This is a genomic window from Citrobacter sp. KTE30, from assembly GCF_000398825.1.
Taxonomy (GTDB): domain Bacteria; phylum Pseudomonadota; class Gammaproteobacteria; order Enterobacterales; family Enterobacteriaceae; genus Citrobacter; species Citrobacter freundii.
Genome location: NZ_KB976055.1, coordinates 3,921,071 through 3,933,928, shown reverse-complemented (window position 1 = coordinate 3,933,928; position 12,858 = coordinate 3,921,071). Strand labels below are relative to the sequence as shown.

General features: G+C 55.2%; 15 protein-coding genes. 3 read left to right on the top strand and 12 right to left on the bottom strand.

Going from position 1 to position 12,858, the window contains the following annotated elements; genetic code table 11:
• Positions 1 to 7 precede the first annotated feature (7 nt).
• The 9 genes from WC1_RS04540 to ttdA form a co-directional block, all read right to left on the bottom strand.
• Positions 8 to 679 carry an urease accessory protein UreF gene (locus WC1_RS04540; RefSeq protein WP_016151002.1) on the bottom strand — a complete coding sequence of 224 codons (672 nt, stop codon included), beginning with the start codon at positions 677 to 679 and terminating at the stop codon, positions 8 to 10.
• Positions 679 to 1,137, bottom strand: a complete 459-nt coding sequence (gene ureE, locus WC1_RS04545; RefSeq protein ID WP_016151001.1) for an urease accessory protein UreE — start codon at positions 1,135 to 1,137, stop codon at positions 679 to 681. The genes WC1_RS04540 and ureE overlap by 1 nt, the downstream gene beginning before the upstream one ends.
• Before the next feature lie 9 nt (positions 1,138 to 1,146).
• Entirely contained in the window at positions 1,147 to 2,850 is a 1,704-nt protein-coding gene (gene ureC, locus WC1_RS04550; protein ID WP_016151000.1) for an urease subunit alpha, read from the bottom strand.
• Positions 2,843 to 3,163, bottom strand: coding sequence for an urease subunit beta (locus WC1_RS04555; RefSeq protein ID WP_016150999.1), 321 nt, complete (start codon positions 3,161 to 3,163; stop codon positions 2,843 to 2,845). The genes ureC and WC1_RS04555 overlap by 8 nt, the downstream gene beginning before the upstream one ends.
• 9 nt (positions 3,164 to 3,172) lie before the next feature.
• The gene (locus WC1_RS04560) at positions 3,173 to 3,475 is read right to left on the bottom strand and encodes an urease subunit gamma (RefSeq protein ID WP_003024678.1); all 303 of its coding nucleotides are present in this window, start codon (positions 3,473 to 3,475) and stop codon (positions 3,173 to 3,175) included.
• 10 nt (positions 3,476 to 3,485) lie between these two features.
• Positions 3,486 to 4,310, bottom strand: a complete 825-nt coding sequence (locus tag WC1_RS04565; RefSeq protein ID WP_196809700.1) for an urease accessory protein UreD — start codon at positions 4,308 to 4,310, stop codon at positions 3,486 to 3,488.
• A gap of 122 nt (positions 4,311 to 4,432) precedes the next feature.
• Positions 4,433 to 5,896 carry an anion permease gene (locus tag WC1_RS04570; protein ID WP_016150997.1) on the bottom strand — a complete coding sequence of 488 codons (1,464 nt, stop codon included), beginning with the start codon at positions 5,894 to 5,896 and terminating at the stop codon, positions 4,433 to 4,435.
• A gap of 51 nt (positions 5,897 to 5,947) precedes the next feature.
• Positions 5,948 to 6,553, bottom strand: a complete 606-nt coding sequence (ttdB, locus tag WC1_RS04575) for a L(+)-tartrate dehydratase subunit beta (RefSeq protein WP_016150996.1) — start codon at positions 6,551 to 6,553, stop codon at positions 5,948 to 5,950.
• A complete protein-coding gene (ttdA, locus tag WC1_RS04580) occupies positions 6,550 to 7,458 on the bottom strand; it encodes a L(+)-tartrate dehydratase subunit alpha (protein ID WP_016150995.1) in 909 nt (302 codons plus the stop codon). Before ttdA ends, ttdB begins: the two co-directional genes overlap by 4 nt.
• 212 nt (positions 7,459 to 7,670) lie before the next feature.
• Between ttdA and WC1_RS04585 the strand changes: the two genes are divergently transcribed.
• Positions 7,671 to 8,612 (top strand): L-tartrate utilization transcriptional activator TtdR, encoded by a 942-nt coding sequence (locus WC1_RS04585; protein ID WP_016150994.1) that lies wholly within the window; start codon positions 7,671 to 7,673, stop codon positions 8,610 to 8,612.
• Between the two features lie 31 nt (positions 8,613 to 8,643).
• Here the strand turns inward: WC1_RS04585 and plsY are convergent, their stop codons facing one another.
• Positions 8,644 to 9,261, bottom strand: a complete 618-nt coding sequence (gene plsY, locus WC1_RS04590) for a glycerol-3-phosphate 1-O-acyltransferase PlsY (RefSeq protein ID WP_003828443.1) — start codon at positions 9,259 to 9,261, stop codon at positions 8,644 to 8,646.
• Between the two features lie 106 nt (positions 9,262 to 9,367).
• On the opposite strand from plsY, the gene folB reads away from it, so the two are divergent.
• Both folB and bacA read left to right on the top strand, forming a co-directional pair.
• A complete protein-coding gene (gene folB, locus WC1_RS04595) occupies positions 9,368 to 9,736 on the top strand; it encodes a bifunctional dihydroneopterin aldolase/7,8-dihydroneopterin epimerase (RefSeq protein ID WP_003838117.1) in 369 nt (122 codons plus the stop codon).
• An 86-nt stretch (positions 9,737 to 9,822) separates the two neighbouring features.
• The gene (gene bacA, locus WC1_RS04600; protein WP_003838118.1) at positions 9,823 to 10,641 is read left to right on the top strand and encodes an undecaprenyl-diphosphate phosphatase; all 819 of its coding nucleotides are present in this window, start codon (positions 9,823 to 9,825) and stop codon (positions 10,639 to 10,641) included.
• A 97-nt stretch (positions 10,642 to 10,738) separates the two neighbouring features.
• On the opposite strand, the gene WC1_RS04605 is transcribed toward bacA, so the two are convergent.
• Together WC1_RS04605 and WC1_RS04610 are read right to left on the bottom strand one after the other, a co-directional pair.
• Positions 10,739 to 11,980, bottom strand: coding sequence for a multifunctional CCA addition/repair protein (locus WC1_RS04605; RefSeq protein ID WP_016150993.1), 1,242 nt, complete (start codon positions 11,978 to 11,980; stop codon positions 10,739 to 10,741).
• 61 nt (positions 11,981 to 12,041) lie between these two features.
• Positions 12,042 to 12,662 carry a TIGR04211 family SH3 domain-containing protein gene (locus WC1_RS04610; protein WP_003024650.1) on the bottom strand — a complete coding sequence of 207 codons (621 nt, stop codon included), beginning with the start codon at positions 12,660 to 12,662 and terminating at the stop codon, positions 12,042 to 12,044.
• Between the last annotated feature and the right edge of the window lie 196 nt (positions 12,663 to 12,858).

Genomic DNA, 12,858 nt, shown 5'->3' with positions numbered 1-12,858 from the left:
TTTCTCCTCAGGAGCGGAATAATCGGGAATATTGGGTTTCATGCCGGGCAGACGCGATAGCGGCCAACGGCGTTGCGGAGCCGAGACTGGCGTCAGGCGTCGCCAGCGCCTGTGCCAGACCCTGCGCATAGCGATCGCAGAGCGCAATAATCAAACGCTGGGCCGCCTGTTGTCCAAAAGGAACCAGCTTGACGCCAGCCATCACAGCGCTCTCAATCCAGCTGTAGCCGAGGCTTAACGCCAGTTCGGTCAGGGGAATTCTCCAGCGCACGGCCAGCCAGGCCATGCCGCAGAATTGGCTGTCGGTGAAGAGAGTGCGCCACTCTCGCGAGCAATCCGCCTCCCAGTCGGTGACCAGCCGCGTAAACGCCGCGCCCCGACTGCGTTCTTCATCCCGCAGTTCGCGAGTTTCCCGGCAGGCCAACAGGTAAGCGCTCCAGCGGCGCGCGGCGTCGAGATCGTCCTGCTCGCAGGCGCGATACAGTCTCGCCAGCAGCGGTAGGTCGACGGTAAAAAAGTTCTGCTCCATCTGCTGAATTTGCCAGTCAGAGAAGTCATCGACGCTTTTCACCCAGCCAATCTCCACCGCCCATTCCAGACCCTGGGACCAGGTAAACGACCCCACCGGGAGTGCGCTGCTGGCGAGCTGCATCAGACGCAACTGTTGGGTGTTATGCATCAGTGCGCATGGCCGTGATGATGCCCGTGTGATTCACTGGCATAAGCGCCTGCTTCCGGTTCAAACGGTAGTTGAGCGAACGTCACCTCGAGGTTGAACTGGCGCAGCATGGCGTCCAGCACATGATCGTGGTGGTAGCGCAGCTCATCCGGCAGGATTTGCAGCGGAACGTGGCGATTGCCGAGGTGATAACAGGCTTTGGCGAGTAGGAAAGGATCGGCGCAGCGCACCACGGAAACCGACTCCGGCGCGGCGATCACTTCGATCACCTCGCTGCCATCGTCGGTGGTCAGCAGGTCGCCACCGCGTAACAGCAAACCGCGCGGTAGCATCAGCCCGGCTTCGCGACCGTCGTTCAGCGCCACTCTGGCACGACTTTTTACCCGCATATCAATGGGTAGCGTGACGCTTGCGGTGACGCAGTGAGCGTGGTCAAGGCGTTGGGTCAGGTAGATCATCGTCACTCCTCAAAACAGAAAATAGCGTTGTGCCATCGGCAAAACGTTTGCCGGTTCGCTGGTAATCAGTTCGCCATCAATACGCACCTCGTAGGTCTGAGCATCGACGGTGATATTGGGTTGCAGGTCGTTGTGGATCATGTTGGCCTTTTTCACTGTTCTGCAGCCTTTAACGACGGCGATGGCGCTTTGCAGGTTGAGCTGCTGCGCGATGTTTTGCGCATCAGCGGCCTGCGAAATAAAGGTCAGCCGGGTGTGATGCCGCGCTGCGCCAAGTGCGCCGAACATCATGCGGTAATGCACCGGCTGTGGGGTGGGAATCGAGGCATTGATGTCGCCCATCGGCGCACAGACGATCATCCCGCCTTTAACGATCGTCGCCGGTTTTACGCCAAAGAATGCCGGTGACCACAGCACCAGATCGGCCAGTTTGCCAGGTTCAACGGAGCCGACTTCATGGGCGATACCGTGGGTTAGCGCCGGATTGATGGTGTATTTGGCGACGTAGCGTTTAACGCGCAGGTTGTCGTTGTCGCCGGTTTCTTCTGCCAAAGGTCCACGCTGCGCCTTCATACGGTGTGCCACCTGCCAGGTGCGCAGGATCACTTCGCCCACGCGCCCCATTGCCTGTGAATCGGACGAGGTCAGGGAAAAGGCGCCAATGTCATGCAGCACATCTTCGGCAGCGATCGTTTCCCGGCGAATGCGTGATTCGGCAAAGGCTACGTCTTCGGCGATATCTGGATCGAGATGGTGGCAAACCATCAGCATGTCGAGATGCTCGTCGATGGTGTTGATGGTATAGGGCAGCGTCGGGTTCGTAGAGGAGGGCAGGATATTCGGATGCGCGCAGGCGGTGATGATATCCGGCGCATGACCGCCGCCCGCGCCTTCGGTGTGAAAAGTATGAATGGTGCGATCGCCAATCGCCGCCAGCGTATCTTCCACGAAACCGGACTCATTGAGCGTGTCGCTGTGCAGCGCTACCTGGATGTCCATTTCGTCGGCCACGGTCAGCGCGCAGTCGATAGCGGCGGGTGTGGCGCCCCAGTCTTCATGGATTTTCAGGCCAATTGCGCCTGCAGTGATTTGCTCGCGCAAGGCGTCAGGATTTGAGCCGTTACCTTTGCCCAGTAAACCGATGTTAACCGGTAACGTGTCCGCTGCCTGCAGCATGCGTGCGATGTACCACGGACCCGGCGTACAGGTGGTGGCGTGAGTGCCCGCGGCCGGACCGGTGCCGCCGCCGATCATCGTCGTCACGCCGGAAACCAGCGCCTCTTGCGCCTGCTGTGGGCAGATCCAGTGAATATGCGTATCCACGCCGCCTGCGGTGACGATCTTGCCTTCCCCGGCGATGACTTCAGTTCCCACGCCTATCGGGATCGTAACGTTGGGCTGAATATCGGGATTACCTGCCTTTCCGATGGCGAAGATCCTGCCGGCTTTGATACCAATATCCGCTTTCACGATCCCCCAGTGATCGACGATCAGCGCGTTGGTTATCACCAGATCCACACATGCATCGGCGCGCATTTGCCCCTGGCCCATGCCGTCGCGGATCACTTTTCCGCCGCCGAATTTGACCTCTTCACCGTAGGTGGTGAAGTCTTTTTCCACTTCGATCCACAGGTCGGTATCCGCCAGGCGCACTTTATCGCCAGTGGTTGGGCCAAACATGTCGGCGTACGCCTGCCGGGAAATGTCACTCATTATCTGCCTCCAGCGCGCCCATCACTTCGCTGCGAAAACCCACGATCCTTTGTGCGCCAGCAACGCGCACCAGTTCGACTTCGCGTTTTTGTCCTGGCTCAAAACGCACCGCTGTGCCCGCAGCAATGTTCAGACGAAAGCCGCGTGCGGCCAGCCTGTCAAAGCGCAGCGCCGGGTTCACTTCGAAAAAGTGATAGTGCGATCCCACCTGGATGGGCCTGTCGCCATGATTTTCCACCACGATCGTGCAGATCTCTCGCCCCTGATTAAGTGCGATACTGCCTTTTACGATCTGATATTCACCTGGGATCATTGTCGCTCCTTAGACGATCGGATTGTGGACCGTGACCAGCTTCGATCCGTCCGGAAACGTGGCTTCAACCTGAATATCCGGGATCATTTCCGGTACGCCTTCCATCACCTGATCGCGGCGCAGGACGTGACGCCCGTCCTCCATCAGCGCGGCTACAGTTTGCCCGTCGCGCGCCCCTTCCATGATGAAAGCGCTAATCAGCGCCACCGATTCCGGGTAGTTCAGCTTCAGCCCGCGGGCCAGGCGACGTTCCGCCACCAGCGCGGCGGTAAACAGCAACAACTTATCTTTTTCTCTGGGGGTCAGTTCCATAAGGGTTCTCTTAGGTGTGCCAGATTCTCGGTAGTACAGGCGTTTTATGTGTCAGCAGCGGGCGCAAAAATTGCCAGATGTCACGCATAACGCGCTGAACAACCAGGTTGTCGTTAGCAAGAAAACGGATTGTCAGCAGCGAGTCGTTAAGCGTTGCCCCGGCGTAATCGCCAAGCGCCATAAGCCGCTCCCGCGAGCCCTCCAGCATGTGTTCGTTGGCCGGATAACACAGCAACGTGCCGACCCAGGGATGATGCGCGACGCCGCTCAGATTCCCCTCCTGCAATATCAAGCGTTCTATCAGCAGCGGCAGCCCATCTCGCCACACTTCCAGGCGATTTTGCAGCAGGCCGTGGCTGAAAGTTTCCTGCATAACCGGTCGGCCAAGACACAGCAGATCCCAGGCCAGCAGGCGACTTGCGGATGTCAGATGAAAGACGGTCTGAATAGCGGCGTTGGCGCCGGGAAAGAGGATCGTATCCTGCGGCAGCCACTCCAGCGTGGCGTGCGAGGCGAGGGTAAAATGCTGGCGCAGCAAAGCTTGTGGCCCTCGACTGCGATAAAACTTGCCCGCGCCGGGCTGGGTGATTAACGCATGGCTGTTTTCGTCGAGTGTGACGGCAATATGAAGCTCATCCCCGCCAACGATCCCCGCAGGTGGATGCAGCAAATAGAGGTGGCAGACGTCCTCTTCCGGGTAAAACGGGCGCTGAACTGTCAATGGACCATGATGACGCGCCGAGGCGAGCACCGTTTTGTGCCCGGTGCAGGAAAAATGCAGTTCCAGTTCGGCCTGCCAGCCTCGTGTGAGTGTCTCGTGCGCAACCGTGTCCAGAGCGTTTCCCCTATCAGCATGAGGGTGTTTGCATACAAAAAAGTATGCCTCAGCGCAACGGGAAATCGATCATATGAGAAGCTTATGGATTAAGGGGCGACAATATGCCGCCCAATGGGAGATTACAGTAAAACGAGGGGCATCCAGATCAGACCGGTGATCACCAGCAGCACGAGGAAAATCAGGCCAAAAATAGCGCCGAGCCGCCAGTAATCCACCGTCGGCAAATAGCCGCTGCCGTAGTAGATAGGGCTAGGACCGGTGGCGTACGGGGTCAGAATGCTGCCCAGACCAATAGCGGCGCCGACCATCAGGCAGAAGACCGGTAATGGGATTTCCGGCATTGCCAGCGCGGCGGCAATCATCATCGGTGCGAGGGCAGAGGTATACGCCGTGGCGCTGGCGAAGAAGTAGCGCAGCAGATAGAACACCACGATCAGCGCCACCATCACCATTACCGGCGAATAGCCACTCAGCCCGTTTGCCAGCAGCTTGCCGAACCAGGTGATAAAGCCGGTGTTATTGAGCCCGGTGGCGAGCGTTATCAGCGAGGCCAGCCAGAAAAAGACGTTCCATGCGGCTTTATTACTGACGATGTCATCCCAGTTGATGATGCGCAAAACCAGCATCAACGCCACTACGCTGTATCCGACCATCGCAGCGTCAATAAAATCGCCGCCAAAAATCCACAGCACCAGTGCGCCGACCATCAGTACCAGCATCTTTTTCTCGCGAGCGCAGAGCTGTCCCATCGCTTTTAGCTCTGTATCCGCCCAAAGTGGAACCTGATCGCCGGATTTCAGTACCGGTGGATACAGCACGTACGCCAGCCACGGCACGATCAGCACCAGTAAAATGCTCAGCGGTAGCATGCCTAAGAACCAGTCGCCCCAGCTCAGCGCCGTGTGGGACGCGCCTTTCATCAGGCCGATCAACAGCAGATTCGGTGCCATCGCCGTTAAGAAAATAGCGCTGGTAACGCAGTCAGCGACAATGCCCATCCACATGATGTACGAGCCAATGGAGCGTGAACTGGCGCTATTGGGCTGCGAGTTATACAGCGGCGGCAGGTTGCGGATAATCGGGTAGATTATTCCGGCTCCGCGCGCGGAGTTGGAAGGCGTGACGGGAGCGAGGATAAGTTCGGAGAACATCACCGCATAGCCGAGAAATAACGTCCGGTGCCCCATCTTTTTCACCAGCATCAGCGCGATTCGCCGACCAAGGCCGGTTTTCTCATAGCCAGTACCAAACATAAAGGCCGCGAAGATCAGCCAGATGACCGAGTTTGAGAATCCAGATACCGCCCACGACAGCGATTTGGCGGTAAATTTAAAACCGTCCTGCGCGAGTTGCTCCGGACTGAACAGCAGCCACGGTGAAAGGACAGCGATGATCGAAATGCCAATCATCGCCACCACCGCGCCCGGTACAGGTTCCAGAATAAGCCCGATAATCACACCGGTAAAGACGGCAAAATAGAGCCAGGTGTGACTCTCAAGACCGGTGGGGACGGGCAGAACAGCAATAATGGCGATAACCACCAGCGGAGCCAGGTATCGCCACCAACCAGCTAAAGGTGCCATTGTTGTATCCCTGCGAAGAGGGAGAGGCGTTACGCCCCTCCGGGAGGGTTATTATTTGATGTAGTGCACGTGCTCGCAGATTTCTTCGACGATAGGATCGCGACGTTCAGCGAACAGCTTTTTGTTTTCGGCAATCAGGTTATTACCGTGAGTATCGATGGAAACGATCAGCGGGCCGAACTCTTTTACCCTGCATACCCACAGAGATTCCGGCATGCCGAGTTCGGTCCAGTGTACCTCTTCAATTTCTTCAACCTGAGTAGCCGCCACGACCGCACAGCCAGCCGGGAAGATGACGTGCAGCGCTTTGAACTGTTTGCAGCCTTCTTCCGTCAGCGGCCCCATGCCGCCTTTGCCGACCACCAGCTTGACGCCCGTCTGCTCGATAAAGTCTTTCTCAAACGCTTCCATACGCATGCTGGTAGTTGGGCCGACGGAGACCATCTCCCATTTTTCACCGTTTTTACGGACGATCGGGCCCGCATGGAAAATGGCTTTGCCGTTCAGGTCATAAGGAATCGGGCGCTTCAGTTCGATCAGGCGACGGTGGCAAACGTCACGGCAGGTCACCAGCGTGCCGGTCAGGTAAATGACATCGCCAACGCGAATGTCTGCCAGATCTTCGGTTTTGATCGGGGTTGTGAGGATCTTTTTCATAACGCGCTCCGGGTGTGAGACAGGTTTTCGAAGGAGAGGTCGGCATGAACCAACAGCGTGCCGCGACGATGCGCCCAGCAGCCGGTAGAGACGGCAACGCCGATAGTCGACGGGTGGCGCGCGGCGGATTCGATATGTACGCCCATCACTGAGCTATTCCCGGTCAACCCTTGCGGCCCAATGCCCAGACGGTTAAGTCCTTCTTCCAGGCGCAGTTCCAGTTCTGCCGCTTTTGGGTTTGGATGGCGTGATCCGATTGGGCGCAGCACCGCTTTACGAGAAAGCACGGCAGCGGTTTCTACAGAGGTGGCAATACCCACGCCCACCAGCACCGGAGGACAGGCGTTAACTGCCAGCGTGGAGATATTTTCGAAGACAAATTTCACCACGCCTTCGTAGCCTTCAGAAGGCATTAACACTTTCGAGCGCCCCGGCAGCGTACAGCCGCCGCCTGCCATGTAGACTTCGATTTCCGCGTCATCGTTATCAGGGATGATGTCCCATGTGACCCACGGCACACCGGTACCGGTATTTTTTCCGGTATTCACTTCGTCAAAAATCTCAACCGCGTTATGGCGCAGCGGCGCTTTTACCGTGGCATCTTCAACAGCCTGTTTCAGAATGCTTTGCAGTTCGCCAAGTAGCGGAAAACGGGAACCGACCTTCACGAAGAACATAATCTCCCCGGTGTCCTGACAGGCTGGGCGGTTCAGGTCGATAGCTTTCTGCATGTTGTCAAACATGGTGTGGTAGATGATTTTACCCATCGGCGAGGTTTCGCCTTCACGCAGCTGTTTTAATTTATCCACAACATCGTCAGGCATGCGGGTAGAAATCATGGCGGTAAAGTCGGCGACAATGTTCGTCAGCGTAGTTATCGCATGTTGGTTATTTTGATTGCTCATCTTATTAACTCCAGTTCTTTTATTTGTCTGGAAATAAATTCTCCGCCACAAACTACCACTAAAAATGTGGTTTTATATTATTTGGCACTGTGAATATCTAATTAACAGTTCGTGAATGATGTCCAGATAAGGCAATAAAAATTGCGCCAGGGCAGGGTTTAATACGTATGGGAGAATTACACTGCGGTTAATCACATTACGGATTACCGATCATGCTGAATACGTATCCCCTGGCGAAAGACCTACAGGTGCTGGTTGAAATTGTTCATAGCGGCAGCTTTAGCGCCGCCGCTGCGACGCTGGGCCAGACGCCAGCGTTTGTGACGAAGCGCATTCAGATCCTCGAGTCCACGCTAGGGGCTACGTTGCTAAGCCGCTCGGCGCGCGGCGTGGCGCTAACGGAGAGTGGTCAACGTTGCTATGAACATGCGCAGGCGATCCTCGCAGGTTATCAACATCTGGTCGATGACGTTACGCAACTCAAAACGCGTCCGGCAGGGATGATTCGTATCGGCTGTAGCTTTGGTTTTGGGCGCAGTTATATTGCACCGGCAATTACAGAATTGATGCACAGCTATCCTGAATTACAGGTACATTTTGAACTTTACGATCGGCAAATTGATTTGGCGCAGGATAATATCGATTTGGATATTCGTATCAATGATGAAATTCCTGATTATTATATTGCTCATTTGTTAACGAAAAATAAAAGGATATTATGCGCAGCACCGACGTATTTACAAAAATACGGTGAGCCGACGACGTTACAGGAATTAATTCGGCATGATTGTCTGGTCACCAAAGAACGGGATATGACTCACGGAGTGTGGGAACTGGATAACGGTCAGGAGAAAAAGTCGGTTAAGGTGGCGGGACATCTTTCTTCTAACAGCGGTGAGATTGTGCTGCAGTGGGCGCTACAGGGAAAAGGGATCATGCTGCGTTCTGAATGGGACGTACAACCGTTTCTGGCCAGCGGTGAACTGGAGCGGGTGCTGCCGGACTATGCGCAGAGCGCTAATATCTGGGCGGTTTATCAGGAGCCGCTGTATCGCAGCGTGAAGCTTCGCGTGTGCGTGGAGTTTCTGGCGACGTGGTGTCAGAACCGATTAGGCAAACCGGTGGAGGGGTATCACATCCCCGAGGCCGGATAAGACGCCGACGCGTCGCTATCCGACAATAAAATCACTCAGGGTCTCTTTCGCGTTTTTTCTTTAGCTTGGTCCAGATCTTCGGCTCCTGACGACGCCACAGACGCTGAATGTTGTCATGGTGACGAAGCAGAATTAAGCACGACAACATGGACACCGGGAAAGTGAACTGGGGATTGAACCACCAGACGTAAAAAGGGGCGATCAGCGCACTGACGATAGCGCCTAACGACGAGTAGCCGCTTAACAGGACGGTTAGTAGCCAGGTTCCGGCCATCACGCCGGTTAAGTCCCAGCCAATCGGCGCAATTGCGCCAAAGGCGGTGGCAACGCCTTTTCCACCTTTAAAGCCGAAAAATACCGGCCAAATGTGTCCCAGACAGGCGGCGATTGCGATCAATCCCAGCCAGAAGGGGCTGACGCCTAGCGCATAGGCACCCCAGACGGGTAACATACCTTTCAGGACGTCGAAAATCAGTACCGCGACGGCGGCTCCCTTGCCACCGATGCGCAGCACGTTTGTCGCGCCTGGATTCCCAGAGCCGCTGTCGCGCGGGTCCGGCAATCCAGCAAGGCGGCATACCAGAATAGCACTGGAAATTGAGCCACAGAGATACGCGAAGATAATCATTCCAGGCGCGATTGCACTCATAAGCTGTTCCGTTTTGAAAATGTCGTGTAAAACGCTACTTCTGTGGATAATACGCATATTTCGCCGGAAGTGGTATCCGGGTTAGCCAAAAAGCAGGCAGGTCGTGATGGATATTGTATTTATAGAGCAACTTTCTGTAATCACCACTATTGGTGTTTACGACTGGGAACAAACGATCGAACAACGGTTGGTGTTCGATATCGAAATGGCATGGGATAACCGCAAATCAGCTAAAAGCGATGATGTGGCTGATTGCCTGAGCTATGCTGATATTGCTCAAACGGTTGTTAATCATGTGGAAGGTGGGCGTTTTGCGCTGGTAGAACGTGTGGCGGAAGAGGTGGCGGATTTGCTACTTAACCGCTTTAATTCACCGTGGGTGCGGATCAAACTCAGCAAACCTGGCGCGGTAGCCCGTGCGGCAAACGTCGGGGTCGTCATTGAGCGTGGCAATAATCTGAAAGAAAATAATTAATTTAATAATTTCTAAATCAAACGGGTATAAAAGAGTCCTTTCGTCGGCTCTTTTTTGCCGTGTTTTCTCTATCTAGGGGTTTATTAATGAGTGATATGCACTCGCTGCTGGTGGCGGCAATTTTGGGTGTGGTCGAAGGATTGACGGAATTTTTACCCGTTTCCAGCACCGGCCATATGATTATTGTTGGCCACCTGTTGGGTTTTGAGGGTGATACCGCAAAAACATTCGAGGTGGTGATCCAGTTGGGATCTATTCTGGCAGTGGTGGTGATGTTCTGGCGACGTTTGTTTGGCCTGATCGGCATTCACTTCGGCAAGGCCCCGCATGAAGGTACTGGCAAAGGTCGGCTGACGCTGGGGCATATCCTGTTGGGGATGATTCCGGCGGTTGTACTGGGACTGGTGTTCCACGACACTATCAAGTCGCTGTTTAACCCGATCAATGTGATGTATGCGCTGGTGGTGGGGGGGGTACTGCTGATTGCCGCAGAATGCCTGAAGCCGAAAGAGCCGCGCGCGCCGGGTCTGGATGATATGACCTATCGCCAGGCGTTTATGATTGGCTGTTTTCAGTGTCTGGCGCTGTGGCCGGGTTTTTCTCGCTCAGGGGCGACGATTTCTGGCGGCATGCTGATGGGCGTGAGCCGTTATGCGGCTTCTGAGTTTTCATTCCTGCTGGCGGTGCCGATGATGATGGGAGCGACGGCGCTGGATCTCTACAAGAGCTGGTCGTTCCTTAGCGCATCAGATTTACCGATGTTTGCAGTCGGTTTTGTGACGGCGTTTATCGTGGCGCTGGTCGCGATCAAAACCTTCCTGCAGCTGATTAAGCGTATCTCGTTCATTCCGTTTGCGATTTACCGCTTTGTTGTGGCGGCTGCCGTCTATGTGGTTTTTTTCTGATCGCCACTAAATGCCGGATGGCGCTGCGCTTATCCGGCCTACGGGCGTAATATGTAGGCCGGATAAGGCATTTATGCCGCCATCCGGCAACGTCAGTTTAATGGGCAGGTTTAGGACACCGCTTCTCCTTCCAGTTGGCCACCGCCGCAATGCGACGCCGGGTCAGTTCTTCACGAATTGCCTGACCTTTGAATCCCGCTTCCACGACATCTTTCGTGGGAACCGCCTGTGCAACCAGCCAGGCTTCACGCAACAGCCTGCCTTGCGGGTAATCCGCCGCTTCAAAACCGGTTCGCCCACGCACGTCGGCCTCGCTGGTGAGGGCGATTTGCTCCACGCGCTGCGGTTTGCGCCATGCATCGATGGAATCAAACAGCTTAACGATGGTTTTCGGTTGCAGGATCGGGAAGGTATGAATGAGGTCGTGGAACTCGGCCACCAGTTTGGCTAAATCACGGATGTCATTCGGCACGCGCAGGCGCTGACACAGTTGCTCGACCAGCTTAACGCCCGCCGGACCGTGGCCATGATGGCGCGGCCATAGCGCTTTAGGCGTTAATGCTTTGCCAAGATCGTGGCACAGCGTGGCGAAACGCACGTCGACCTCCGGGCTTAACATGGCTGCCATCGACAGCGTCATCAGCGTGTGAATACCGGTATCAATTTCCGGGTGCCACTGCGCGGGCGCGGGAACGCCGAACAGAGCATCCACTTCAGGAAACAGAACGTGCAGTGCGCCGCAGTCGCGCAGGACCTGAAAAAATACCTGTGGGTTGCGGGTGGTTAAGGCGCTTTCCGTTTCTTTCCACACGCGCTCTGGCGTCAAGTGTTCCAGCTCGCCAGCGGCGTTCATATCGCGCATCAGCGTCATGGTTTCGTCGGCAATACGAAAGCCAAGGTGCGCATAGCGGGCAGCAAAGCGCGCTACGCGCAGCACGCGCAGTGGATCTTCGCTAAAAGCCGGGGAAACATGACGCAGCAGGCGGTTTTCCAGATCGTCGCGTCCGTTATACGGGTCGATAATCTCCCCGTTGTCATCGCGGGCCATTGCGTTGATGGTCAGGTCGCGCCGCTGAAGATCGGCCTCCAGCGTCACATCTGGCGCGGCGTAGCAGGTGAATCCGGTATATCCCGAACCTGATTTACGTTCAGTACGCGCCAACGCATACTCTTCCCGGGTTTGCGGATGCAGAAACACGGGAAAATCGCGGCCTACCTGTTGGTAACCCGCGTCGAGCATTCCTTGCGGCGTGGCGCCGACAACGACCCAATCTTTATCTTTAATCGGTAGCCCTAATAACGCATCCCGAACAGCACCACCGACCAGATAAATCTTCACGCCACTTTCCTTTTGAAAAAAATATCCCTTAATCATATGTCAGTGTGGCGGAGAAGGCGATTCAGTTCATCCAGCGATCTTTGCGTTTACGGCTTGGGATCATGTGTGGTAGAACCAGACCGAGCAGCAGACCAAGACCCAGCACGCCGCCTCCATACATAAACCATTGCATGATGATAGTACGCTGCTTGTCATCAAGCTGAAGGTTGGCTGCGCTCACCTTCTTTTGCGCCACGATAAGTTCGTTCTTCAGCTTCTGGTTTTCTTGTTTCAGCCCGTCAATAACGCTGTCGCTCTGCGCTACCTTTTGCTGCATGTCGGCGGTACGCTGATTCCATGTGGTATCGATATTATTGAGCTTATCGGTCAAGATCTTAACCTGGTTTTCCAGGTCGGGAACGCGGGTACGCAGGCTCGGCGTACTGTTCAGCTCTTTCAGTGGGATCCAGGCGGTACGTCCGGTGCTGTCTTTCACCTGGGCGTAATTAGTATTGGCATCGGTCTGTAATAGCGTGACTTCCTCGCCGGCGTTAACCGTACCCACGAGGCGATAATTATCTCCCGGACCGCTGCGGACCCAGGTGTTCAGTTCGTCAGAGACATAGCGCTTTTCTTCGGCATGAGAGACTGCAGTGGCGCTAAGTGCGAGTAAAGTTAATCCAATCAGGCGTAATTTTGGCATCAGGCTGTCGTTATTGTCATAGAAAGTGGAACGATAGTAGTGGCATCAGTGTCTCTACGCAAAGCATTCGACATCAATCGGAATCATCTGTGTCCTTTTTGCCACCACTCGAAACTTTTACGCCCGTCAAATTGCTCGTTGCATGGCAATTTGGCGCAAAATACTATCTACTGACCATAAAGAACGAACTTAGTTC

Excerpts from the sequence above, each read along its gene's own strand:
- WC1_RS04540 (WP_016151002.1), bottom strand. The coding sequence starts at position 679 with ATGCATAACACCCAACAGTTGCGTCTGATGCAGCTCGCCAGCAGCGCA.
- ureE (WP_016151001.1), bottom strand. The coding sequence starts at position 1,137 with ATGATCTACCTGACCCAACGCCTTGACCACGCTCACTGCGTCACCGCA.
- ureC (WP_016151000.1), bottom strand. The coding sequence starts at position 2,850 with ATGAGTGACATTTCCCGGCAGGCGTACGCCGACATGTTTGGCCCAACC.
- WC1_RS04555 (WP_016150999.1), bottom strand. The coding sequence starts at position 3,163 with ATGATCCCAGGTGAATATCAGATCGTAAAAGGCAGTATCGCACTTAAT.
- WC1_RS04560 (WP_003024678.1), bottom strand. The coding sequence starts at position 3,475 with ATGGAACTGACCCCCAGAGAAAAAGATAAGTTGTTGCTGTTTACCGCC.
- WC1_RS04570 (WP_016150997.1), bottom strand. The coding sequence starts at position 5,896 with ATGGCACCTTTAGCTGGTTGGTGGCGATACCTGGCTCCGCTGGTGGTT.
- ttdB (WP_016150996.1), bottom strand. The coding sequence starts at position 6,553 with ATGAAAAAGATCCTCACAACCCCGATCAAAACCGAAGATCTGGCAGAC.
- ttdA (WP_016150995.1), bottom strand. The coding sequence starts at position 7,458 with ATGAGCAATCAAAATAACCAACATGCGATAACTACGCTGACGAACATT.
- WC1_RS04585 (WP_016150994.1), top strand. The coding sequence starts at position 7,671 with ATGCTGAATACGTATCCCCTGGCGAAAGACCTACAGGTGCTGGTTGAA.
- plsY (WP_003828443.1), bottom strand. The coding sequence starts at position 9,261 with ATGAGTGCAATCGCGCCTGGAATGATTATCTTCGCGTATCTCTGTGGC.
- folB (WP_003838117.1), top strand. The coding sequence starts at position 9,368 with ATGGATATTGTATTTATAGAGCAACTTTCTGTAATCACCACTATTGGT.
- bacA (WP_003838118.1), top strand. The coding sequence starts at position 9,823 with ATGAGTGATATGCACTCGCTGCTGGTGGCGGCAATTTTGGGTGTGGTC.
- WC1_RS04610 (WP_003024650.1), bottom strand. The coding sequence starts at position 12,662 with ATGCCAAAATTACGCCTGATTGGATTAACTTTACTCGCACTTAGCGCC.